The sequence below is a fragment of the Neisseria perflava genome, from assembly GCF_024170405.1.
Lineage (GTDB): Bacteria > Pseudomonadota > Gammaproteobacteria > Burkholderiales > Neisseriaceae > Neisseria > Neisseria perflava_B.
In genome coordinates, this window is the sequence record NZ_JALJYC010000003.1 from 75,867 (window position 1) to 98,309 (window position 22,443).

The 22,443-nt window shown below is 52.8% G+C and carries 19 protein-coding genes and 1 tRNA gene; 15 read left to right on the forward strand and 5 right to left on the reverse strand.

The features are described 5' to 3' along the window. The first annotated feature begins 50 nt into the window (after positions 1-50). From pheT to J2T37_RS02045, 6 genes are all read left to right on the forward strand, one after another. Positions 51-2,414: a phenylalanine--tRNA ligase subunit beta gene (gene pheT / locus J2T37_RS02020; protein ID WP_253353529.1), complete on the forward strand. Its 2,364-nt coding sequence runs from the start codon at positions 51-53 to the stop codon at positions 2,412-2,414. Between the two features lie 128 nt (positions 2,415-2,542). Beyond that, a complete protein-coding gene (locus J2T37_RS02025) occupies positions 2,543-2,845 on the forward strand; it encodes an integration host factor subunit alpha (protein WP_253353530.1) in 303 nt (100 codons plus the stop codon). After that, positions 2,829-3,149, forward strand: a complete 321-nt coding sequence (locus tag J2T37_RS02030; RefSeq protein WP_253353531.1) for a hypothetical protein — start codon at positions 2,829-2,831, stop codon at positions 3,147-3,149. The genes J2T37_RS02025 and J2T37_RS02030 overlap by 17 nt, the downstream gene beginning before the upstream one ends. Positions 3,150-3,300: 151 nt before the next feature. Beyond that, a tRNA-Pro gene (locus J2T37_RS02035) sits at positions 3,301-3,377 on the forward strand. Between the two features lie 186 nt (positions 3,378-3,563). Next, positions 3,564-4,916 (forward strand): DUF2868 domain-containing protein, encoded by a 1,353-nt coding sequence (locus J2T37_RS02040; RefSeq protein ID WP_253353532.1) that lies wholly within the window; start codon positions 3,564-3,566, stop codon positions 4,914-4,916. Positions 4,917-4,934: 18 nt separating this feature from the next. Continuing rightward, positions 4,935-6,275: a DUF3482 domain-containing protein gene (locus J2T37_RS02045; protein ID WP_253353565.1), complete on the forward strand. Its 1,341-nt coding sequence runs from the start codon at positions 4,935-4,937 to the stop codon at positions 6,273-6,275. A gap of 630 nt (positions 6,276-6,905) precedes the next feature. On the opposite strand, the gene rph is transcribed toward J2T37_RS02045, so the two are convergent. After that, positions 6,906-7,628 (reverse strand): ribonuclease PH, encoded by a 723-nt coding sequence (rph, locus tag J2T37_RS02050; protein WP_253353533.1) that lies wholly within the window; start codon positions 7,626-7,628, stop codon positions 6,906-6,908. Between the two features lie 95 nt (positions 7,629-7,723). On the opposite strand from rph, the gene J2T37_RS02055 reads away from it, so the two are divergent. Further along, complete coding sequence (locus tag J2T37_RS02055) at positions 7,724-8,596, forward strand: YicC/YloC family endoribonuclease (protein WP_301286328.1); 873 nt, start codon at positions 7,724-7,726, stop codon at positions 8,594-8,596. A 78-nt stretch (positions 8,597-8,674) separates the two neighbouring features. On the opposite strand, the gene J2T37_RS02060 is transcribed toward J2T37_RS02055, so the two are convergent. Continuing rightward, entirely contained in the window at positions 8,675-9,715 is a 1,041-nt protein-coding gene (locus tag J2T37_RS02060; RefSeq protein ID WP_253353534.1) for a sensor histidine kinase, read from the reverse strand. A gap of 81 nt (positions 9,716-9,796) precedes the next feature. On the opposite strand from J2T37_RS02060, the gene argH reads away from it, so the two are divergent. Further along, complete coding sequence (gene argH, locus J2T37_RS02065) at positions 9,797-11,176, forward strand: argininosuccinate lyase (RefSeq protein ID WP_253353535.1); 1,380 nt, start codon at positions 9,797-9,799, stop codon at positions 11,174-11,176. Positions 11,177-11,251: 75 nt separating this feature from the next. Here argH and J2T37_RS02070 read toward each other — a convergent pair whose 3' ends face one another. Further along, positions 11,252-12,421: a glycosyltransferase gene (locus J2T37_RS02070; RefSeq protein ID WP_253353536.1), complete on the reverse strand. Its 1,170-nt coding sequence runs from the start codon at positions 12,419-12,421 to the stop codon at positions 11,252-11,254. 123 nt (positions 12,422-12,544) lie between these two features. After that, a complete protein-coding gene (gene pmbA / locus J2T37_RS02075) occupies positions 12,545-13,876 on the reverse strand; it encodes a metalloprotease PmbA (protein ID WP_253353537.1) in 1,332 nt (443 codons plus the stop codon). 151 nt (positions 13,877-14,027) lie between these two features. Between pmbA and yjgA the strand changes: the two genes are divergently transcribed. The 7 genes from yjgA to J2T37_RS02110 all read left to right on the forward strand — a co-directional run bounded on the left by yjgA (position 14,028) and on the right by J2T37_RS02110 (position 19,844). After that, complete coding sequence (yjgA, locus tag J2T37_RS02080) at positions 14,028-14,564, forward strand: ribosome biogenesis factor YjgA (RefSeq protein WP_253353538.1); 537 nt, start codon at positions 14,028-14,030, stop codon at positions 14,562-14,564. Between the two features lie 112 nt (positions 14,565-14,676). After that, positions 14,677-16,401 carry a single-stranded-DNA-specific exonuclease RecJ gene (gene recJ / locus J2T37_RS02085; RefSeq protein ID WP_253353567.1) on the forward strand — a complete coding sequence of 575 codons (1,725 nt, stop codon included), beginning with the start codon at positions 14,677-14,679 and terminating at the stop codon, positions 16,399-16,401. Continuing rightward, the gene (locus tag J2T37_RS02090) at positions 16,402-17,331 is read left to right on the forward strand and encodes a DMT family transporter (RefSeq protein WP_253353568.1); all 930 of its coding nucleotides are present in this window, start codon (positions 16,402-16,404) and stop codon (positions 17,329-17,331) included. Positions 17,332-17,423: 92 nt separating this feature from the next. Next, positions 17,424-18,401 (forward strand): DNA polymerase III subunit delta', encoded by a 978-nt coding sequence (locus tag J2T37_RS02095; RefSeq protein WP_253353539.1) that lies wholly within the window; start codon positions 17,424-17,426, stop codon positions 18,399-18,401. 9 nt (positions 18,402-18,410) lie between these two features. Then, a complete protein-coding gene (locus J2T37_RS02100; protein WP_253353540.1) occupies positions 18,411-18,776 on the forward strand; it encodes a PilZ domain-containing protein in 366 nt (121 codons plus the stop codon). 17 nt (positions 18,777-18,793) lie between these two features. Then, the gene (locus J2T37_RS02105) at positions 18,794-19,579 is read left to right on the forward strand and encodes a TatD family hydrolase (protein WP_253353541.1); all 786 of its coding nucleotides are present in this window, start codon (positions 18,794-18,796) and stop codon (positions 19,577-19,579) included. 13 nt (positions 19,580-19,592) lie between these two features. Further along, a complete protein-coding gene (locus J2T37_RS02110; protein ID WP_253353542.1) occupies positions 19,593-19,844 on the forward strand; it encodes a putative hemolysin in 252 nt (83 codons plus the stop codon). A gap of 132 nt (positions 19,845-19,976) precedes the next feature. Here J2T37_RS02110 and J2T37_RS02115 read toward each other — a convergent pair whose 3' ends face one another. Beyond that, positions 19,977-22,235 (reverse strand): nitric-oxide reductase large subunit, encoded by a 2,259-nt coding sequence (locus J2T37_RS02115; protein ID WP_253353543.1) that lies wholly within the window; start codon positions 22,233-22,235, stop codon positions 19,977-19,979. Positions 22,236-22,443 lie beyond the last annotated feature (208 nt).

Below are 22,443 nucleotides of genomic sequence, written 5' to 3' on the forward strand. Positions count from 1 at the left end.
TTTACTGCCGTCTGAATATTCAGACGGCCTATAAAGTTAGAGAAAACACAATGCAATTTTCCTACTCATGGCTGAAAACCCAAGCCAATCCTAATCTTTCTGCCGACGAGTTGTCGCATTTGCTGACCATGTCCGGTTTGGAAGTCGAAGAAACCGAAACCGCCGCGCCTGCGTTTAGCGGCGTGGTGGTGGCGGAAGTGAAATCGGTGGAAAAACACCCCGATGCCGACCGCTTGAATGTGACCCAAGTCGATGCAGGTACGGGCGAGCTGGTGCAGATTGTCTGCGGCGCACCGAATGTGAAACCGGGCATTAAAGTGCCGTGTTCCTTGCCGGGCGCGGTGTTACCAGGCAATTTCAAAATCAAGCCGACCAAAATGCGCGGCGTGCCGTCCAACGGCATGCTGTGTTCCACTGATGAGCTGGGTCTGCCTGACGACGGTGTGAACGGCCTGCATATTTTGCCGGACGACGCGCCTGTCGGTCAGGATATCCGTGAGTATTTGGATTTGGACGATGCTGTCTTTACTTTGAAAATTACGCCTAACCGTGCCGACTGTTTGAGCATTAAAGGCATTGCCCGCGAAGTATCGGCGCTGACCCAGTGCGGCGTGAAATTTCCGCAAATTCAGACGGCCTCCGTTACCTCCGGTAAGACTCAAGCCGTGCGCATTGACGCGCCGGAAGACTGCGGCCGCTTTATCAGTCGTGTGATTGAAGGCGTGAACGCGCAGACAGTGTCACCGGATTGGCTGGTGCAGCGTTTGGCGCGCAGCGGTATCCGCAGCGTTTCGGCATTGGTGGACATCGGCAATTATGTGATGTTGGAAATCGGCCAGCCCATGCATGTATTTGACGCAGATAAAATTCACGGCAGCCTGATTGTGCGCCGTGCGGTTGAAGGCGAAGAGCTGGTTTGTTTGAACGAGAAAACCGTTACCCTGTCAGCTAATACGCTGGTGATTGCGGATGAACAAGGCGCATTGAGTATGGCCGGGCTGATGGGTGGAGAGAGCAGCGCCGTATCTGACGCGACGCAGAATATCGTGTTGGAAGCGGCTTGGTTTGCGCCGGAAATCATTGCCGGTAAATCGCGCCAATACGGTTTCGGTTCGGATTCTTCGTTCCGCTTCGAGCGCGGTGTGGACTACCGTTTGCAGGCCGATGCGATTGAACGCGCCACAGAGTTAGTGTTGCAGATTTGCGGCGGTGCGGCAGGCAAAATGGTTGAGGCCGTCGGAAAACTGCCTTCTGAACAACAGGTTGAAGTACGCTTAGCGCGTGTGGAAAAAGTGTTGGGCGTAAAAATCGACGCAGCGCAAGTGCAAACCATTTTGCAGCATTTGGGTTTGAACCCGGTAGAGACTGCCGAAGGCTTCCGCGTGACCGCGCCGAGCTTCCGTTTCGATATTGAAATCGAAGCCGATTTGATTGAAGAAATCGGCCGCGTATATGGCTATGAAAACATTCCGAACGACGAAACCAAAGGTCGTTTGAAAATGTTGGCTTTGCCGGAAAACCAACGCCCGCGTTTTGCCATCTATACCGAAATGGCGGCGCGCGGCTATCAGGAAGTGGTCAGCTACGCTTTTGTAGAGGAACAATGGGAGCAGGATTTTGCCGCTAATGCCAACCCTATCCGTCTGCAAAATCCGCTGGCGGCGCAATATGCGGTCATGCGCTCTTCTCTGGTCGGCAGCTTGATTGAGATTTTGCAAAACAACCTCAACCGCAAGCAGAACCGCGTGCGCGTATTTGAAATCGCGCGCGTGTTCAGCAAAGATTCAGACGGCACTTTTGTGCAAAAAGAACACATCGGCGGTCTGTGGTACGGTTCGGTCGTACCCGAGCAATGGGGTAAAAAAGCGCGTCATGCCGATTTTTACGACATCAAAGCCGATGTAGAAAATCTGTTGCGCGGCAAAGCGGTCAGCTTCGTCAAAGCCGAACATCCGGCCTTACACCCGGGGCGTACCGCCCAAGTGGTTTTAGACGGCCAAGTTGTCGGTTTTGTCGGCGAGCTGCACCCGAAATGGCTGCAAAAATATGACTTGCCGCAAGCGCCGCTGCTGTTTGAATTGGATATGGGTGCGGTATTGGGTCGTGAAAAAACCGTTTACCGTCCGGTATCCAAATTCCAAGCTGCCCGCCGTGATTTGGCCTTTATCGTACCCGAAGCCATGACGCACGATACTTTGTTGGCTGCATTGAACGGCGCAGCCAACAAATTGGTACAAGAAGTCAGCGTGTTTGACGTGTATCGTGGCGCGGGTCTGCCGGAAGGCACGAAGAGCCTGGCCGTTAAAGTGATTCTGCAAGATATGCAGGCGACGCTGACCGATGAAGCCGTTGAGCCGCTGATGGCCAAATTGGTGGACACCGCTGCCGCCATTGGTGCGCAGTTGCGCGGTTAAACCCGTTTTTAATACCGCCGGACTGAAAATCAGGCAAAGTGTGTCTTTGTCTGATTTTTCAGTTTGGTACTTGATTTTTAAGTAGAATTTAGTAATAATCTGCACCTGTTCAAACAGAAGGTAACAACATGACACTCACTAAAGCCGAGTTGGCCGATATTTTGGTTGATAAAGTCAGCAACGTGACCAAAAACGATGCCAAAGAAATCGTCGAACTCTTTTTTGAAGAAATCCGTACCACATTGGCAAACGGCGAAGAAATCAAAATTTCCGGTTTCGGCAATTTCCAATTGCGCGACAAACCGCAACGCCCCGGCCGCAACCCGAAAACCGGCGAAGAAGTCCCCATCAGCGCCCGCCGCGTGGTCACTTTCCATGCCAGCCAAAAGCTCAAAGGCATGGTGGAGCATTACTATGACAAACAACGCTAATCCGACCATTCCGGCTAAACGCTATTTTTCATTGGACGAAGTGTGCCAACTGGTGCAAATCAGCCCGGCGCAATTTGCCCAATGGCAGCATGAAAACGGCGCAGTCATCGGTTATGGCGGCGACCGTTACACCCGTTCTGATGTGGTCAAGCTGTTGAAATTAAAAGATACGTTTGCGCCTTATATCGACGGCTTCAGCCAAGGCTCGGTAGATGCCAACGGTAATCCTGCCGCCGATGCGGAAGAAATCCGCGTCGGTTTGAAAAAAGTCTTGGCCGATTTGGAACAGACTTTGGCGCAATAAATCATCTGCTTTAGGCGATGTTTGGTATATAAGCAAAAGGCCGTCTGAAAATACCTATTTTCAGACGGCCTTTTGCTTTGAGAGAAAAGTGTGAAAACCCATAAAAAGGACTTCTCAAAAACAGTAAAGCATAATATAATGCTTTCTTCGTCGGAGTGTGGCGCAGCCTGGTAGCGCACTTGCATGGGGTGCAAGGGGTCGAAGGTTCGAATCCTTTCACTCCGACCAAAATTGAAAGGCTTGGCAATTTTTATTGCCAAGCCTTTTTCCATGTTTGGAAAAGCTGATTATTAACTGATGATTGCGTTATCGTAAAATTTCCGGCTTCTAAGTTTCGCGTCAACGGCTTTTTTTATACAGCGCAAACGCTTATGCTAAAATCGAATTCTGTTTTCAGACGGCCTTTCTATTGCTATGTTTACTCCTGCCCGAAAATTAGCTGAACTTGTCCGCATTTTGGAGGAAAACGCCTATGTTTTTTCCGCCGATCCTGCGCAAGTAACCGAATCAGTGCGTTATGTAGAAGGCGCTCAGGAGCAGAAGTTAATTCGCCGTGCCAAAATGATTGACCGCAATGGTACGCTTTGTCATGCATTGGAACGTGTACGTATCGGTTCGCTTTGGTTATGGATGGCCGCAGCCGCATTATTGTTTGCCAGCGGTTTTTCCGGCACTTACCTGTTGATGGAAAATCAGGGTTTGAATTTTTTTCTGATTCTGTCGGGTGTATTGGGCATGAATACGGTCATGCTGCTGGTGTGGTTGCTGGGTACGGTATTGCTGCGTGTCAAACCGGGGCGGTTGTTCAGCCCTCCGGTGACTTGGCTACGCAGTAAAGATCCGATTAATCAAGCAGTTGTTCGGCTTTATGCAGAGGAATGGCGGCAGGCGTCGGCACGTTGGCGGATTGGCGCGGCGTCACACAGCTTATGGCTGGCGACTTTATCAGGAATGTTGGTATCGGTATTGTTGCTATTGCTGGTGCGGCAATATACGTTCAACTGGGAAAGTACGCTGTTGAGCAGCGCCACAACAGTGAGGGCGGTCGAATGGCTCGCTTGGCTGCCGGCCAAATTGAGTTTTCCCGTGCCGGACGCGGAAGCCGTGTTAAATGGCCGTCTGAACAGCAATGCCGCAGATGCCCGGCAGTGGGCGGGGCTACTGCTCGGCAGTATCATTTGCTATGGCATTTTGCCGCGTTTGGCCGCTTGGCTGGCCTGTAAAATTTTGCTCAAGGTCAAGCGCAGCCCGCTGCCGTTGGATAAGCCTTACTATCAAGCCATTTTGCGCACTTGGCAGACCCAAATCGTGGATGCCGATGACCATCAAGAAAGTATAGCGGCGGTTGCGCCGAAAATTGCCATCAGCGGCGCGCCTAAGTGGGCATTGATGTTGGAAACGCCGTGGCCGGATACGGCATGGTCTGTGCACGCGCTGGGGCAGGAGTGGCTGGATAAAGGCGTAGCCGACAGCCGCGATAGCGTGGCGCATTGGGAAAATGAATTGACTCGGCAGCCCGTGCAACTGCTGCTCGGTGTGCGTGCGGATACCGTGCCTGATCGTGGCTTGTTGCGCCAGATTACCCGTTTGGCCGAAGCCGCGCAGGGCGGAGCGGTGGTGCAGCTGCTGACTGAACAAAATCTTTTAGACGGCATTACCGCGAATTTGCAACACTGGCAGCAGGCTTTGGGCGAACGCAATATTGCTTGGCTGAATCCGCCCAAAATCAGCCAGCAAATGCGGCAACAAACGCAGCAGACCGTCTGAAAAGCGAAATATGAAATGATTACGCAACGTCCCTTATCCCTCGCCGTAGTCGGCCATACCAATACCGGTAAAACCTCGCTGTTGCGCACTTTATTGCGCGACAGTACCTTCGGTGAAGTCAAAAACGCACCTTCGACCACCCGCCATGTAGAGCAGGCAGCCGTGACCGATGGCAGCGATACGCTGGTGTATCTGTATGACACGCCCGGTTTAGAAGACGCAGGCGGTGTATTGGATTGGCTGGAGCAGAATACCTCTGCGCGTTCAGACGGCATTGAGCGTTTGCAACAATTTCTTGATAGCGAAGCGGCTGCAAGCGATTTTAATCAAGAGGCCAAAGTATTGCGCCAACTGTTGCAAAGCGATATGGCATTGTATGTGGTGGATGCGCGCGAGCCGGTGTTAAACAAATATAAAGATGAATTGACGGTGTTGTCATGGTGCGCCAAGCCGGTCATGCCGGTATTCAATTTTACCGGCGGACAGGATTTGACTGAGTGGGTTACCATGCTGGCACGCCGCAGTTTGCATGTGTACAGCGGTTTCGACACGGTTGCCTTTGATTTTGATGGTGAAATCCGGTTGTGGGACAACTTGGCGACCATGCTGCCCGAGCGCACGACGCTTGACCGGCTGATAAACATGCGCCGTTGCGAATGGCAGCAGTTGGATAAAGAAGCGCGATATGAAATTGCCGGTTTTTTATTGGACGTGGCCGCTTATAAGCAGGAAATCGACGAAGACGAACCATCCGAGCCGGTTTTGCAAAGTATGCAGGATTCCGTGCGCCAGCTTGAGCGGCAGTTGCAACAGCAGCTGTTTCAGCTGTATTGTTTTTACCACAATGAAATCGACAGCACGGATTGGGCGCTGAAAACCTTTGAACAAGACCCGTTTGACAGCGATTTATTGTTGCAATACGGTATCCGCACCGGTACCGGCGCGGCAACGGGCGCTTTAATCGGGCTGGGGATAGACATTGCCACGCTGGGCGGATCGCTTGGCTTGGGCACTGCCATCGGCGGTATCTTGGGCGGTGTTTTACCTAATGTACACGATATTTCCGACAAAATTTCCGGCAAGAAAACCCTGCATATTGATGCCGAAACCCTGACGCTGCTTGCTGCCCGCACTTTGGACTTATTGCAGGCATTACAAACGCGAGGCCATGCAGCGCAATCGCCGGTTCGTTTGAATAGCGGTAAAGTGCCGTGGCAGCCTGCCAAATTGCCGTCTGAATTGAATAAAGCGCGTAACCAGTGGAAATGGTCATCGCTGAATACCCATTTGCCCGAGACCAGCCGTAAAGAACGGGAAACTGCAACAGATAGTTTGATGGAACGGTTAAAAAAGAACTAATTTGAAGAAATTTTGAGTTGGAATTCAGTATTATTTTTCTTTTTTGAAAAATAAATGTCTATGAAAATTGAGATGAAGAAAAATGTTGTTTTTTGACCAAAATCTTGAAAATTTCAAAGAATACGGTTGACTACGGCAACTGATTGGCACATAATGAAGTCGTTGAGTTGCTTGAAGCAGCTTGATTTTTCTCCTCTATTTCTCCTTTGTAGACTTGGCGCATATCCGAAACGATATGCGCGTTTTTTTATGTTTTTGGTTTTGGTCTAAATTCTAAAAAATCTCATAGCGAAGGCATGCAAATATGGGCAGCAGGATTTAGAAAAGAAATTAAACTACATTTAAAATGTGTTAATTTATGAATTAAGAAATTTTACAAGAAAAATGCTTGCAAGTTCGGGCTGATTGGCGCATAATTCATTCCGTTAGCTGGTTCGAGTAGTCAGTTAATAGTTTCTCCTCTATTTCTCCTTTGTAGACTTGGCACACATTCTAACGAATGTGTGCATTTTTTTGCCTTTCGTTTGCGCATACATTGAAAAGCAGAGATATAGAAAGGCCGTCTGAAAGATAATAACATTCAGACGGCCTTTGCGTTGCTGATTATTGGGTGTGATTGTGGTTCGGGTGTTATTCGGCTAAAGCCTGCTGCTGATAGGCCAATAGTTCGCCGATTCCTTTTTGTCCCAAAGCGACCAATTTACCCAATTCTTCCAATGAGAAAGGTGCGCCTTCTGCTGTGCCTTGGATTTCAATGATTTTGCCTGATGCGGTTATAACGATGTTGACATCGCTGTCGCAGCCGGAGTCTTCCGGATAATCCAAATCCAACAGCGGCACGCCGCCAACCACGCCGACGGATACGGCGGCCACGGCTTCGCGGACGGGATTTTCGCTAATCAGGCCGTCTGAAATTAATTTGTTGGCCGCCAGTTGCAGGGCGACGAATGCGCCGGTAATGGAGGCGGTGCGCGTGCCGCCGTCGGCTTGGATGACGTCGCAGTCAATCAGAATTTGGCGTTCGCCCAGTTTTTGCATATCCACTACGGCGCGCAGGGAGCGGCCGATTAAGCGCTGGATTTCTTGGGTACGGCCGGACTGCTTGCCCGCAGCGGCTTCGCGGCGCATGCGCGAGGCGGTGGAGGCGGGCAGCATGCCGTATTCTGCCGTTACCCAACCTTGCGCTTTGCCGCGCAGAAACGGCGGTACGTTTTCGTCAACCGAGGCGGTGCAGATGACTTTGGTATTGCCGCATTCAATCAGGCAGGATCCGTCGGCGTGGGGCAGGAAATGCGGAGTAATTTTGATGTTGCGCAGGCTGTCGGCGGCGCGGGAAGTGCGGGTGTAGCTCATGAGGAACTCCTTAATTTTTTAACGGACGGATTATATCATGCGCGGATGTGGTATATTTTCGGGGTTATCACTCGTATTTTAAAACGGAGTCAAACATGAGCATTAAAAGTATGACCGGTTTTGCTAATGTTGCCGGCGAATGCGGCAGCAAACGCATTAATTTGGAAATCCGTGCGGTCAACCACCGCTATTTGGATGTGCAATTCCGTATGCCGGAAGATTTGCGCCATTTGGAAGGTGCGTTGCGCGAGCAAATTGCAGCGGCGGCGGCGCGGGGTAAATTGGAGTGCCGCATTCAGGTACAAGACATCGCGCAAGGCGGGCAGAGCTTGGCGGTGAATCAGGATTTGGTGGCGCAACTGGCGCAGCTAAACAAGCAATGGCGCAAGCAGCACGGCGATTTGGGCAAGTTGGGCGTGGCGGATATTTTGAAATTTCCCGGCGTGCTGGCCAGCCAAAATGAAGACGGCGAAACCTTTGCCAAAACGGTGCAGGCTTTGCTGTCGCAGGCTTTACAGGATTTTGGCGCAGCCCGTCAGCGCGAAGGCCGCAAGCTGGCCGAGCATTTGCTGGAACGCTTGGCAGCGATGGAAGTCATCATCGATACTTTGAAAGAGCAGTTCCCCGCGCTGTTGCAGGCGCATATGGATAAGGTGCGCAGCCGCTTGGCGGAGGCGGTGGGTAATATTGATAATGACCGTTTGCAGCAGGAATTTGCTCTGTTTATCCAAAAATCTGATGTGGATGAAGAATTTAGCCGACTGCGCACGCATATTGCGGAAGTGCGCCGCATTGTCAATGAAGGCAAAGGCAGCGCGGGTAAGCGTTTGGACTTTTTAATGCAGGAGCTTAACCGCGAGGCCAATACCTTGGGCAGTAAAGCGATTGCGGCGGAATGCACTCAGGCTTCGGTAGAGTTGAAAGTATTAATCGAGCAAATGCGCGAGCAGGTGCAGAATATCGAGTAGTCTTGCCCGGCTCTTTTCATGAATCAAGGCCGTCTGAAAACGATAGTGTTTTCAGACGGCCTTGGTGTTTTGCAAACATCAGCCAAACAGTCGGTTGACGTCAGACGTTTTTTTGCGGTAAGGCAGGCGGATATCGAGGCGGAACATGCCGTCTTCTTCCTTGCTTTGGATTTTTGCGTCGTTGTCATACATCAGGCGCAACCGCTCTTGCAGGTTTTTCAGTGCCATAGAATTGCTTTTATGCGGCTTGACCTGGGTAGCATCATCCGGCGGGGTATAAGGGTTTTCAATGCGGATGTAGATGGACGATTTGCTTTGTTTGGTTTGTACGCTAATTATGCCGGGGCGGTGGGCGGATTCTACGCCGTGGAAAACGGCGTTTTCCAGCAGCGGTTGCAGCAACAGGTGCGGCGTTTCCGCATCATCGGGCGCGTGGTGCTGCCACATGACTTGCACGCGCATATGACCCATGCGGATTTGTTCGATGGCAATGTATTCCTGTGCCCATTCAATTTCTTGGCCGAGCGTACTGCTTTGGCTGCCGTCGCGCAGTTGGGCGCGGAACAGGTTGGCCAGATTTTCCAGCAACACTTCTGCGTCATAAGGGCGCAGCCGAATCAGACTGATGGCGGCATTGAGGCTGTTAAACAAAAAATGCGGCCGGATACGGGCGGTCAGCGCAGCCAAGCGCGCTTCGGAAGCGGCCGGCGCCAGGCTGTTGAGACGGAAGGCTTCGGCATACATTATGCCGAAAGCAAACATATTAAACAGGCAAAAATGCTGGATAAGCGGTTTGGTTGCGGATTTTAAAACCAGCAACTCAAGCGCGGCAAAAATGGCCAAATTGCTGAAATAGGAAATCAAAACGGCATATTTCGACTGATACGCCTTGGGCGCAAACATATTGACGAAATAGCTTTTGACCAGGATAACCACCGTCAGCGGAACCACCCATTGCAGGGTGCGGTAGATTTCCTTGGTGTAGCTCAGTGGGGAAGCTGTCATGAAGGGAAAAATCAGAACCGAAATAATGACGATAATCAGAAGCCGCGTAATCGTAGCCGCATTGCGCATATCGGGAACTGCGAAACGATTGCTTATTTGACGTATAATAGACATTCGAAACCTTAAACCGTTTTCTTTATTGTAATTATCTTGCAAGCGGCGTACCGTTTGCTTTTTTATATCTGAGGGATAGCAATGAGTAATGATAAAGCCTGGTCGGGTCGTTTCCACGAGCCGGTAGCCGAATTGGTGAAAAAATACACCGGTTCGATTGATTTCGACAAACGCTTGGCCAAATGGGACATCCAAGGCTCTTTGGCGCATGCGCAGATGTTGCAGCAAGCAGGCGTGTTGAGTGCCGACGACTTGGCTGCTATCCGACAAGGCATGGCTGAGATTATAGCAGAAATCGAAGCGGGCAAAATCGAATGGTCGCTGGATTTGGAAGATGTACACATGAACATCGAGCGCCGCCTCACCGACAAAATCGGCGATGCGGGCAAACGCCTGCACACCGGCCGCAGCCGTAACGACCAAGTCGCTACCGACATCCGCCTGTGGCTGCGCGACCAAATCACCGATATCCAAGGCCTGATTCAAAACCTTCAGACGGCCTTGGTGGATTTGGCCGAGCAAAACGCCGATGTGGTCATGCCCGGTTTTACCCATCTGCAAGTGGCGCAGCCGGTCAGCTTCGGCCATCATATGCTGGCCTATGTGGAAATGCTCGGCCGCGATTTCGAGCGCATGGGCGATTGCCGCAAGCGCGTCAACCGCATGCCGCTGGGCGCGGCGGCGCTGGCCGGGACGACTTACCTCATCCAGCGTGAAGTAACGGCCGAACTCTTAGGCTTTGAGCAAATCTGTCAAAACTCATTAGACGCCGTATCAGACCGAGATTTTGCGATTGAGTTCACCGCCGCCGCCGCTTTGATTATGGTGCACTTGAGCCGCTTGAGCGAAGAGCTGATTTTGTGGATGAGCCCGCGTTTCGGCTTTATCGACATTGCCGACCGCTTCTGCACCGGCTCGTCTATCATGCCGCAGAAGAAAAATCCCGACGTTCCCGAATTGGTGCGCGGCAAGTCCGGCCGTGTCATCGGTCATCTTACCGGCCTGATTATGTTGATGAAATCGCAACCTCTGGCCTACAACAAAGACAATCAGGAAGACAAAGAGCCGTTGTTTGACACGGTGGATACCCTGATTGATACTTTGCGTATTTATGCCGACATGATGCGCGGCGTGAGCGTAAAACCGGAAAACATGCGGGCGGCGGTGATGCAGGGCTTCGCGACTGCCACCGATTTGGCCGATTATCTGGTAAAAAAAGGCATGCCGTTCCGCGATTCGCACGAAGTGGTGGCGCTGGCAGTGCGACATGCCGACGATGCGGGTGTGGACTTGAGCGAATTGCCGCTAGACGTGTTGCGCGGTTTCTCGGATTTGATTGAAGAGGACGTGTATGAAGTACTCACGCCCGAAGGCAGCCTGAATGCGCGTAACCATCTGGGCGGTACGGCACCGGCGCAGGTACGTTTGCAAGTACAACGCTGGCGCGAATTGCTGGCGTAATCCTGCCTGGCGTTAAAAGGAATCAAAGCCGTCTGAAAACAAAATCATTGTTTTCAGACGGCCTTTTTATGGCTTTTAATTTTTTTGCACAATAGATTCGAAGGTCTGGATTAAACGGCTAATTACCGCTTCTTCGCCAAATTCGTTTAGGCAGTCCTGCCGCAGCTTTTGCGCGGAAAAACGGTTATTGTGTTCATATAGTTCAATCAATGCGTCTGCCAAAGCTGCGACATCGTCCACTGGTACCAATAAACCGTTTTGCTCGTTGACAAAAGATTCCGGCCCGCCGCAGCGGGTGGCGATGACAGGCAGACCTTGCGACATGGCTTCGATGTAAACCACGCCGAAGGTTTCCGTACGGCTGGCTAAAACAAAGGCATGGCTGCGGCGCATTAGCGCCAATACTTCGTCGGAAGTTAGGCTGCCTAAGAAGGTAACGGCATGGGTAATGTTTAAATCGGCGGCCAACTGTTTCAGCGCGTCGGCTTCGAGACCGTCCCCACCGATTTCCAGTTTTAAATCAGGATATTTTTGCAAGGCTTGGGCAAAGGCCGGCAGGAGGATGTCGTAGCCTTTCAGACGGCGTAAAAAAGCGACGGAGCAAAATGTAAAATGTGGATTTTTGGCTACCGGCGTGAAAGGTTTGCTAAAGTTACGCCCCAGTATATTGGGCAGGTATAACCATTCCTGTCCATGATATTTCTGGCGCAGCAAAGTGCAGAAATCATGGCTGACGGCAAAACGGGCAGCGCTGTGCTTGACGGCTTCAATCATCGCCGGCCATTGGTTGGGGCGTACCAGATTGCGGGCGTAGGTGCTGCTGTGTTCAGTAATGACGTAGGGAATACCGTATTTTTTGAAAATTTGGTAGGCTAATATGCCGCCGTAATTGACAGCATGGGCATGGATAATATCAGGGCGCCCATTTTCCTCGATATAGCGCTTGAAAATGCGCATGCCCACTTTGACCCAGCGGATACGGTCGATGTCCACAATTGGGCAGCGTGGGAAAAAATACATGCTGTCGTGTGTGTAGGTCAGCAGTCCGCCCTGAGTATGGCGTTTGCGACCATAGGATCCTTTCAGAATGCTGTAAGGCTCGGTACGCAGTGAGCGGAATAGAGGGGCGATAACACCTACCTTCAACCCTTGGCGCTGCAAGGCCTGGGCTTGGGCGCGAAAAAACTGACCGTTGGTATCTTGTTCAGAAGTCGGATACCAGGAGGGAATCACAACAACATGCATGGGTTTTTCTCGTAATGGATAATGTTATGGATTGTGCATATGACAATATTTTAAGTCAGGAGTTCCGGATAAAAGGCCGTCTGAAAGGTTTTGTTCCGAATATTTCATTAATTTTTTAATGTTTTAACTCCCCGCTACCGTCATTTCATCAATCAAGATGGAGCCGATTTTATTCGACGAGCGGCGCAGCGCGTCATCGGCCACGCCGACAATGTTGCGGTACATGTCTTGCAAACGTCCGGCAATGGTGATTTCCTGCACCGGATAGGCAATCACGCCGTTTTCTACCCAAAATCCGGCTGCGCCGCGCGAATAGTCGCCAGTAATGGTGTTCACGCCTTGTCCCATCAGTTCGGTTACTAAAAGACCCGTGCCTATTTCTTTAAGCAGGTCGGCTTGCGTAGCGTGGGTGTGGTTGAGATACAGATTATGCGCGCCGCCGGCGTTGCCGGTCGTGGTCATGCCCAATTTGCGCGCGCTGTAACTGCCGAGGAAATAGCCCGCTACTACGCCGTTTTCAATCACAAAACGTGGTTTGGTCGCCACACCTTCGGAGTCGAAATAGCAGCTGCCGAAGGCACGCGGGATATGCGGCTCTTCGCGCAGGCTGAGAAAGTTGGGTAAAACTTGCTTGCCCAAGCTGTCGATTAAAAAACTGCTTTGGCGGTAGAGCGCACCGCCGCTAAGTGCGCCGATCAGATGGCCGATTAAGCCGCCCGCCATGGTGGTGTCAAATAAGACCGGATAATTGCCGGTGGGCAGGCTGCGGCTGTCGAGGCGGCGCACGGTACGCTGCGCGGCGGTTTGGCCGATGACCTCTGGCGTATCCATGTCTTGGGCGCGGCAGGCGGTGTCGTACCAGTAGTCGCGCTGCATGCCCTGCGCGTCGGCGGCAACCACGCTGCAGGAAATGCTGTGGCGTGTCCCTTGTTGGTGTGCGCTAAAGCCGTGTGAGTTCCCGTACACATATTGATAGTGGCCGGTCTGCACGCCCGCACCTTCGGAATTTTCAATGCGTGTATCGGCAGATAAGGCAGCTTGTTCGCAGCGTTTGGCCAGCTCGACTGCCGCTTCCGCGCTCAAATCCCATTCGTGGTAGCGGTCGAGGTCACCGATGTAGGTGGCCATCAATTCGGCGTCAGCCAAGCCCGCGCAATCGTCTTCGGCAGTATAACGGGCGATGTCGAGCGCGGCGCGTACCGTGTCCTGCAAGGCTTGCGGTGAAAAATCGGCGGTGCTGGCGCGCCCCTTGCGCTGGCCGACGTAAACGGTGATGTCTAAGGATTTGTCCTGTTGGAACTCGATTTGTTCGATTTCGTTCAGGCGCACGCTGACGCTCTGGCCGAGCGATTCGCTGAAATCCGCCTCGGCTGCCGTTGCGCCGCAGCTTTTGGCGAGGGCGAGCGTAGATTCGCACAAATCAATCAGTTCTTCACGGGTATGGGTAAACAGCATAAGGGCTTTCTCAATAGGTGGTCTGCCTGCATTTTAACTGTTTTCAGACGGCCTCGGCAAAAATGTCCCGATTGTCGGCATATATCAGATTCAAACGCAAAGCCAGGCCGTGTTAAAATAGTGCCATTACAACCGATAACGCCCTAAAAATATGTTTGAACAAGAAGACGAATGGGTCAGCAAAACCCGCATGAAAAAGCAGATGGACGATTTGCAGGATTTGGGCATGGCGCTCACCAAGCTCTCCACCGACACCCTGAAAAAAATCGGCCTGTCTGAAGATTTGTTTGAAGCGGTGCAGACCTACAAAAAAATCACCTCCAACAGCGCCCTCAAGCGCCAAGCCCAATTTATCGGCCGCTTAATGCGCGACACCGACCCCGAGCCGATTGAACGCTATCTGGCCAAGCTGCGCGGCGACAATGCGGCGCACAACGCCTTTTTGCAGCGCGTCGAGCAGGCACGCGAGCACCTGATTGCGGGCGACGACGCGCTGACCGCCTTTATCGCCGATTATCCCCATGCCGACGCGGGCAAGCTGCGCACCTTAATCCGCAACACGCGCAAAGAGCAGGCGCAGAGCAAACCGCCGAAAAATTTCCGTGCGCTGTTTCAAGAGATTAAAGCCGTGATGGAAGGGAATCAGAGCGGCGGCGATGAAGCGTTTTCAGAGGAAGCCGACGAATAAGGTCGGATGGGTCTTGTTGCCCGCTACAACCAATATTCCCCTCATTTTTCAGACGGCCTTTTCTACGCAAAAAGGCCGTCTGAAAATCCGTTATAAAAAGCCAAAACACACCATGCCTGTCAAAATCCAAACCCGCCAAGTCAACCAAGATGTCTGCGATACCCTGATACACGCCGGTGCCGATCCCTTAATTGCCCGCCTGTGCGCCGCCCGCGACGTGCAAACGCCCGATGAGTTGGACGACAAGCTCAGCGGCCTGTTGCCTTATCAAACGCTGACCAACTGCGAAGCTGCCGCCCGCCGTTTGGCCGATGCGGTGGAACAACAGGAAAAAATCCTGATTGTCGCCGACTACGATGCCGACGGTGCCACCGCCTGCACTGTCGGCATAAAAGGCTTGGGCGCGATGGGCGCGGTGGTGGATTTTCTCGTGCCCAACCGTTTTGAACACGGCTACGGCCTGACCCCCGAGCTGGCTGACATCGCCGCCGCGCAGGGTGTGGACGTGTTGCTGACGGTGGACAACGGCATCGCCAGCTTGAGCGGCGTGGCGCGGGCGCAGGCGCTGGGCTTGGATGTGGTGGTGACCGACCACCATCTGCCCGCCGATCAGGTACCCGATTGCATTATCGTCAACCCCAACCAGCGTGGCTGCGGTTTTGCCAGCAAAAGTCTGGCCGGGGTCGGTGTGATTTTTTATGTATTGATGGCTTTGCGTGCCGAATTGCGTGCGCGCGGCTATTTTTTGCGGGACGCAGAAACTTCGTTTTCAGACGGCATCAAAGAGCCGAATCTGGCCGAGCTTTTGGACTTGGTGGCACTCGGCACGGTTGCCGATGTCGTGCCGCTGGATCACAACAACCGCATTCTGGTGTCGCAGGGCTTGAAACGGATGCGTGCCGGCAAAATGCGCCCCGGCATCCGCGCCCTGTTTGAAGTGGCGCGGCGCGACTGGCGCAAGGCGCAGCCGTTTGATATGGGGTTCGCACTCGGCCCGCGCATTAACGCGGCGGGACGGCTGGACGATATGTCGGTGGGCATTGCCTGCCTGCTCTCAGGCAGCGAGGCCGAAGCGCAGGAGCGGGCGGCGGCTTTGAATAATCTGAATATCGAGCGGCGCGAAATCGAGCAATCCATGCTGCAGGACGCGCTCAATGCCTTCCCCGAAATCCTGCCGCCGCAGCAGACCACGCTGGTGGCTTACCGCGACGACTTCCATCAGGGCGTGGTCGGCATTGTTGCCAGCCGTCTGAAAGACCGCTTCTACCGCCCGACCATCGTGTTTGCCCCCGCCGACAACGGCGAAGTGCGCGGCTCGGGGCGTTCCATCCCCAACCTGCATTTGCGCGACGCGCTGGATTTGGTCAGCAAACGCAACCCCGATTTGATTTTAAAATTCGGCGGACACGCGATGGCGGCAGGCTTGAGTATTTTGGAACACAATATCCCCGCTTTTCAGACGGCCTTTGAAACGGCCGTGCGCGACATGGTGGGCGAAGACGATTTGTCGCAAACCTTTATCACCGACGGCAGCCTGCCTGCCTGCGACATCACGCTGGAGCAGGCGCAAAACCTTGCCCGCCATGTGTGGGGACAAGGCTTCGCGCCGCCGAGCTTTACCGACGAGTTTCATGTGGTGCGCCAACAGTTTATGGGCGCGGAGGGCAAGCACAAAAAAGTGTGGCTGCAAAAAGACGGCTACGAATTTGAGGCGATGTTTTGGCGTTGCAGCGAAGAGCTGCCCGAATACATCCGCACCGTGTACCGCCCCGTGGCAAACGAATGGCGCAACAATATCGAATTGCAGCTTTATGTGGATTATTGGGAAGCGGCGTAAATCATGCAGCAAAAACCCTTACTCGGTTTCTCCCTCGCGCTGTTGGCTACCGCCACTTGGGGCACGCTGCCGATTGCGGCGCAGCAGACCTTAAAAGCGGTCAGTGCGCCGACTTTGGTGTGGGCGCGTTTTGCCACTGCTGCGCTGGCGGTGTTTTTATTACTTTTGTGTACCCGAAAATTACCGAGGCCGTCTGAAATTTCTTGGCAAACTGTCGGCTTGGTGCTGCTGGGCGTAGTCGGCATTTCCGGCAATTTTCTGCTGGTGGCCGAAGGGCTGCATTATGTGTCGCCGACCGTCACGCAGGTATTATGGCAGCTTGCGCCTTTCGGCATGATTTTTGTCGGCGTGTTGGTGTTTAAAGAACGCTTCAGCCGCTGGCAGAAAATCGGGCTGGTGTGCCTGCTGGCGGGGCTGGCAATGTTTTTCAACGACAAATTCGGCGAACTCTTACGCCTGAATGCGTATGCGCTGGGCGTGTTGCTGTGTTCGGGCGCAAGCCTGATTTGGGTGTGTTACGGCGTGGCGCAGAAGCTGTTGTCGGAGCAATTCAATGCGCAGCAGATTCTGCTGCTGATTTATTTTTGTTGCAGTCTGGTGATGTTCCCGCTGGCCGAACCCGCGCAAATCGGGCAAATCAGCGACGGCTTTTTGTGGGGCTGCTTTATCTACTGCTGCCTCAATACGCTCATCGGCTACGGTTCCTACGGCGAATCGCTCAACCATTGGGACGCTTCCAAAATCAGCGTGGTAACGACCATGATTCCGATTTTTACCATGCTGTTTTCCCATCTCGGCCACCTGCTCGCGCCACACATCTTCGCCGCGCCGGACATGAACGGCTTGAGTTATTTCGGCGCACTGGTGGTGGTAGTCGGTGCTGTATTGGCGGCGGAGGGGGATAAATTGCTGGGGCGAGCGGCAGCGTAGGCCGTCTGAAATACATAAAAAGCCCGCTTTCAGACGGCCTTGCCGTTTCTCTGTATAATACTGTTTCCACCATTATCGTCACTCATACATACATGATTTATCCGTGGCACAGGCAGCAATGGCGGCAGTTGGCCGTCCATTGGCAAAACCAGCCCAACGCTTGGCTGTTTACCGGTAAGGCGCATACCGGCAAAACCGCGTTTGCGCGTTTTACCGCGCAGGCGCTGCTGTGCGAATTGCCAAAGGCCGGCCATGAGCCGTGCGGCGCGTGCGCGTCTTGTCATCTGTTTGCGCAAAACAGCCATCCCGATTTTTACGAACTTACACCCGAGCTGCCGGAAGACGGCGTAGCAGGGCGCAAATTATTACAAATCAAAATTGACGCCGTGCGCGAGATTGTGGATAACCTGTATCTGACGAGCGTGCGCGGCGGGCGGCGGGTGGTTTTGATTCATCCGGCCGAAAGCATGAACCTGCAAGCGGCCAACGGTTTGCTCAAGGCTTTGGAAGAGCCGCCGCCGCAGGTGGTTTTCCTACTGGTAACGCATGCCCGCGATAAATTGCTGCCGACGATTAAAAGCCGTTGCCGCCAGATGGTGTTGCCCGCGCCCTCGCGTGACGAAGCCTTGCAATATCTGCATGAACAGGGCGTGGCGCAGGCCGAATCGCTGCTGGCGTTCCACAGCGGTGCGCCTTTGTTTGAAGCCGAGCCGGAGCTGGACAACATGCGCGACGAGCTAATCGGCCTGCTTGCCAAACCGCGCCTGTTGGCGATGTTGGATTATGCGGCGGCATTTGATAAGCAGAAGCAGCCGCTGGCGGTGTTTATCGACTGGCTGCAAAAATGGCTGCTGGACGTCGGCTTGGCGCAGCGGAGTATGCCGCCGCTGTATTATCCCGCTTTTGCCGCGCAGTCGGCGCAGACGGCGGCCAAAACCGATCCCGTGCGCCTGTTTGCGCTCAACGGCCGTCTGAATGCGCTCAGTCCTTACGGCTACCACACGCTCAGTGTTAAAATGCAGCTTGAATCCCTCCTGATTGATTATCTCGATTTTTGGCAGAATAAATAGGTCACCCCCATGATTGATTCTCTGAACGATAAAGAAATTCCGGGCAGAATGATTGCTTTGCAGTTGAAAGAAAAAACCATGCTTTACAACTGCTATATGCCGTTTCTCAACTACGGCGGTTTGTTTGTGCCGACAGACGATTTGTTTACTTTGGGCGAAGATATTTTGCTGGCGGTAGAAATCATCGACCATCCGAAACGCTTCCTGCCAACCAAAGTCGCCTGGATTAATCCCGCCCGCACTTCGGCCAACCGCCCTAAAGGGATTGGCTTGGCTTTTACCGCCCACGAGAGCTGCCAGCAAATGAAAAGCTGGATTGAAACCGAGCTGGGTTCGGTGGCTTTACGCAGCGACCGTACCACTTTTACTTTATAAAATATTGATAATAAAACATGCAACTGATTGATTCACATTGCCATCTGAATTTTGAAGGCCTGAGCAGCCGCCTGCCGGAAGTGTTTGCCAATATGCAGGCGCAGGAAGTGCGCCAAGCCTTAGCCATCAGCGTCAGCCGTCACGGTTTTGAGGAAATTTTTGCCATCGCCGAGCAAAATCCGCATATTTTCTGCACCGTCGGCGTCCATCCCGACAGCGAGGAGGCGGCAGAATTTACCGTCGCCGAAATGGTGGAGCGCTGCCGCCATCCGAAGGTTGTCGGCGTGGGCGAAACCGGTTTGGATTATTACTGGTGCAAAGGCGATTTGGCCTGGCAACACCAACGCTTTGCCGACCATATCCAAGCGGCCAACGAAGCGGGCGTGCCGGTGATTGTGCACACGCGCGAGGCGGCGGCGGATACTTTGCGCATTTTGAAAGAATGCGATACCCGAGCGGGCGTGATTCATTGTTTTTCCGAAGACGTAGCCTTTGCCAAGGCTGCGCTGGATTTGGGCTTGTATATTTCGTTTTCCGGTATTGTAACCTTTAAAAATGCGCCGCTGATTCAGGAAGCGGCCAAATATGTACCTGCCGACCGCATGTTGGTGGAAACCGATGCGCCGTTTTTAGCGCCCGTGCCCAAACGCGGCAAGCAGAACGAGCCGTCTTTCGTGCGCTATACCGCCGAATTTATCGCCAAGCTGCGCGGCGAAAGTTTGGAAGACGTGGCGGCTTATACGACGGAAAACTTCTACCGTTTGTTTGACAAAGTGCCGAAGTGGGAAGCCGAGGCCGCCTGAAAGAGAGGATAACATGATGAAATATTACGGATTGGGTATGGCTGTTATCGCCGCATTAAGCGCCTGCACCGCTGCGCCGGAAGCAAAACAGGAAGAACCGCAAGCCATCGGCATGGCGAATCCGGCTTCGGTATTTTGCGTGGAGCAGGGCGGGAAGCTGGTCGCGAAAAAAGATACGCAGGGCAATGAATATGCCATGTGCCATCTGCCGGACGGCAAAATTGTGGAAGAGTGGGATTACTACCGCCAGAAACATCAGAAATAATCGAGTCAGGGAAATACCGCCATATCCGATGGATACGGCGGCATTTTTTAGATAGAGCCAATCGAAAAACAACGAGGCCGTCTGAAAATATTTTCAGACGGCCTCGTTGTTTCTTACTTCGTCTTCAGCAGTTTATTTTTTACTGCGGCTGAACACGATTTTAGTTGCCTGCCATGCCACGCAGCAGGCGCCGCCGATGAAGATTAAGTCGGCTGCGGTGCGTACCCAGCGCAGGGTGTCTAAGAGTTCCATTTGCAGGAATTCTTCGCTGCGGGCATACCACAAACCTTCGGTGATAGAGGCGTAGGCCTGAATCGCGCCGACCGGCAGCAGGCTGATGACAATCATGCCGACCAAACCGCCGTTGAGCAGCCAGAAGCCCCAAGTCATCAGTTTGTCGTCAAATTCGACATCGGGTTTGATGTAACGCGCCACCAGCAGAACAAAGCCCAGCGCCAAGAAACCATAAACACCAAACAAAGCGGCATGCGCGTGTACAGCAGTGGTGTTCAGACCTTGGATGTAGAACAGGGAAATCGGCGGGTTAATCAGGAAACCGAATACGCCGGCACCAATCATGTTCCAAAATGCCACGGCCACGAAGCACATCAACGGCCAGCGCAGACGGCGCGCCCATTCTGCAGAATGTTGGTAAGACCAGTGTTCGTAGGCTTCACGACCCAACAATACCAGCGGTACGACTTCCAGCGCGGAGAAGCAGGCGCCGATGGCCATAGAAGCGGAGGTAGAGCCGGAGAAATACAAGTGGTGCAGCGTACCCGGCACGCCGCCCAGCATAAAGATAGCGGCTGCGGCCAGCGTAGAGGCGGTGGCGGTGCTGCGGCGTACAAAGCCCATGTTGTAGAAAATAAAGGCAAATGCGGCGGTGGCGAATACTTCAAAGAAGCCTTCTACCCACAGGTGCACCACCCACCAGCGCCAGTATTCCATCACGGCAATCGGAGATTTCTCACCGTAAAACAGACCCGGTGCGTAGAACACGCCCACGCCCACCATAGAGGCCACGAAAATCGCCAGCAGATTTTTGTCGGTGCCTTTTTCTTTAAAGGCAGTCACGGTGCAGCGCAACATCAGGAACAGCCACAGCAGCAGGCCGACCATCAGCAGGAGTTGCCAGAAACGGCCCAAATCCAAGTATTCGTAACCTTGATGGCCGAACCAGAAGTTGAATTCCGGCGGAATGACGTGGGTCAGGGCGAAGAAGTTACCGGCATAAGAGCCGCCAACCACGATAAACAGCGCGATATACAGGATGTTGACACCGGCGCGTTGGAATTTCGGGTCTTTGCCGCCGTTGACAATCGGTGCGAGGAACAGGCCGGCGGTCAAAAAGCCGGTGGCAATCCAGAAAATCGCCGATTGGATGTGCCAAGTACGGGTCAGGGCATAGGGGAACCAGTCGGCCATTTCAAAGCCCAGCGCTTTATCGATGCCGTAGAAACCTTGGCCTTCGACGGTGTAGTGCGCAGTTAGACCACCCAGTAAAACCTGTACCACAAACAGCGCAACGGTCAGGAACACATATTTGCCCAAAGCTTTTTGCGAAGGAGTCAGTTGTACGCGGCTGATCGGATCTTCAGACGGCACTTGCACTTCTTCGTGTTTGCTCAGGAATGAATAACCCCACATCAACAGGCCGATACCCATCAGCAGCAAAACCACGCTGGTGAATGACCACATGTAGTTTTCAGTGGTCGGCACGTTGTTGATTAAAGGCTCGTGCGGCCAGTTGTTGGTGTAGGTAAAGGTTTCACCCGGGCGGTTGGCTGAAGCAGACCAAGCTGTCCAGAAGAAGAAGTCAAACATTTTCTGACGCGCTTCGGCACTCGGCAAAGTGTTGTTTTTCATTGCAAAGTGGATGCGGGTTTGCAGATAGGTCGGGTCGTTGCCATACACGCCGTCGTAATAAGGCAGGATAGATTCGATGGCTTGCAAACGGGTGTCGCTGATGACCACGCTGCCGTCTTCTTTAATCCGGCTCTGCTCGCGGTATTCGTCAGCCAAACGGGTTTTCAAAGCGGCTTGTTGCTGCGCGTCCAATTCGGCAAATTTTTTGCCAAGTTCATTTTGCGCAGTAATGTCCAGCCAAGCGGACAATTCGCGGTGCAGCCAGTCGGCCGTCCAGTCGGGTGCCTGATAAGCGCCGTGACCCAGAATCGAGCCGATTTCCATGCCGCCGGTGGTTTGCCAGGCAGATTGACCGGCCAGAATATCATCTTTAGTCATGACGGTTTTGCCGGAAACGGTCACGATTTTTTCAGGATAAGGCGGGGCTTTTTTATAAACCTCGCTGCCCATATAGCCGAGAATGGTAAAGCCGACAATCAGCACTGCAAAAAGCAGACACCAAAGCTTCTTGTACTGTCCCATTTCAAGTACTCCTTTTTTGGAAAGTGGTTGGTTATAGATTCGTACTAAATGAATGTTAAGGATTGTAGCACGGCTTAAAGGATAAAGAAAACGGTTTTAACACTTTTATTTTTGCTTGTTTTATTGATAAAAATAATATTTATTATCGTTTCTATTAATAAAAATAAGGTAATTTGATGATTTATCTTGGCGGAAATCATCAAAAATT

What these genes read in the sequence shown, in the direction of transcription:
- J2T37_RS02055 (WP_301286328.1), top strand. Translation starts at nt 7,724, where the DNA reads ATGAGCATTAAAAGTATGACCGGTTTTGCTAATGTTGCCGGCGAATGC.
- recJ (WP_253353567.1), top strand. Translation starts at nt 14,677, where the DNA reads ATGCCTGTCAAAATCCAAACCCGCCAAGTCAACCAAGATGTCTGCGAT.
- J2T37_RS02100 (WP_253353540.1), top strand. Translation starts at nt 18,411, where the DNA reads ATGATTGATTCTCTGAACGATAAAGAAATTCCGGGCAGAATGATTGCT.
- J2T37_RS02025 (WP_253353530.1), top strand. Translation starts at nt 2,543, where the DNA reads ATGACACTCACTAAAGCCGAGTTGGCCGATATTTTGGTTGATAAAGTC.
- J2T37_RS02040 (WP_253353532.1), top strand. Translation starts at nt 3,564, where the DNA reads ATGTTTACTCCTGCCCGAAAATTAGCTGAACTTGTCCGCATTTTGGAG.
- J2T37_RS02110 (WP_253353542.1), top strand. Translation starts at nt 19,593, where the DNA reads ATGATGAAATATTACGGATTGGGTATGGCTGTTATCGCCGCATTAAGC.
- J2T37_RS02115 (WP_253353543.1), bottom strand. Translation starts at nt 22,235, where the DNA reads ATGGGACAGTACAAGAAGCTTTGGTGTCTGCTTTTTGCAGTGCTGATT.
- J2T37_RS02105 (WP_253353541.1), top strand. Translation starts at nt 18,794, where the DNA reads ATGCAACTGATTGATTCACATTGCCATCTGAATTTTGAAGGCCTGAGC.
- argH (WP_253353535.1), top strand. Translation starts at nt 9,797, where the DNA reads ATGAGTAATGATAAAGCCTGGTCGGGTCGTTTCCACGAGCCGGTAGCC.
- J2T37_RS02060 (WP_253353534.1), bottom strand. Translation starts at nt 9,715, where the DNA reads ATGTCTATTATACGTCAAATAAGCAATCGTTTCGCAGTTCCCGATATG.
- J2T37_RS02030 (WP_253353531.1), top strand. Translation starts at nt 2,829, where the DNA reads ATGACAAACAACGCTAATCCGACCATTCCGGCTAAACGCTATTTTTCA.
- rph (WP_253353533.1), bottom strand. Translation starts at nt 7,628, where the DNA reads ATGAGCTACACCCGCACTTCCCGCGCCGCCGACAGCCTGCGCAACATC.
- J2T37_RS02095 (WP_253353539.1), top strand. Translation starts at nt 17,424, where the DNA reads ATGATTTATCCGTGGCACAGGCAGCAATGGCGGCAGTTGGCCGTCCAT.
- yjgA (WP_253353538.1), top strand. Translation starts at nt 14,028, where the DNA reads ATGTTTGAACAAGAAGACGAATGGGTCAGCAAAACCCGCATGAAAAAG.
- pmbA (WP_253353537.1), bottom strand. Translation starts at nt 13,876, where the DNA reads ATGCTGTTTACCCATACCCGTGAAGAACTGATTGATTTGTGCGAATCT.
- pheT (WP_253353529.1), top strand. Translation starts at nt 51, where the DNA reads ATGCAATTTTCCTACTCATGGCTGAAAACCCAAGCCAATCCTAATCTT.
- J2T37_RS02070 (WP_253353536.1), bottom strand. Translation starts at nt 12,421, where the DNA reads ATGCATGTTGTTGTGATTCCCTCCTGGTATCCGACTTCTGAACAAGAT.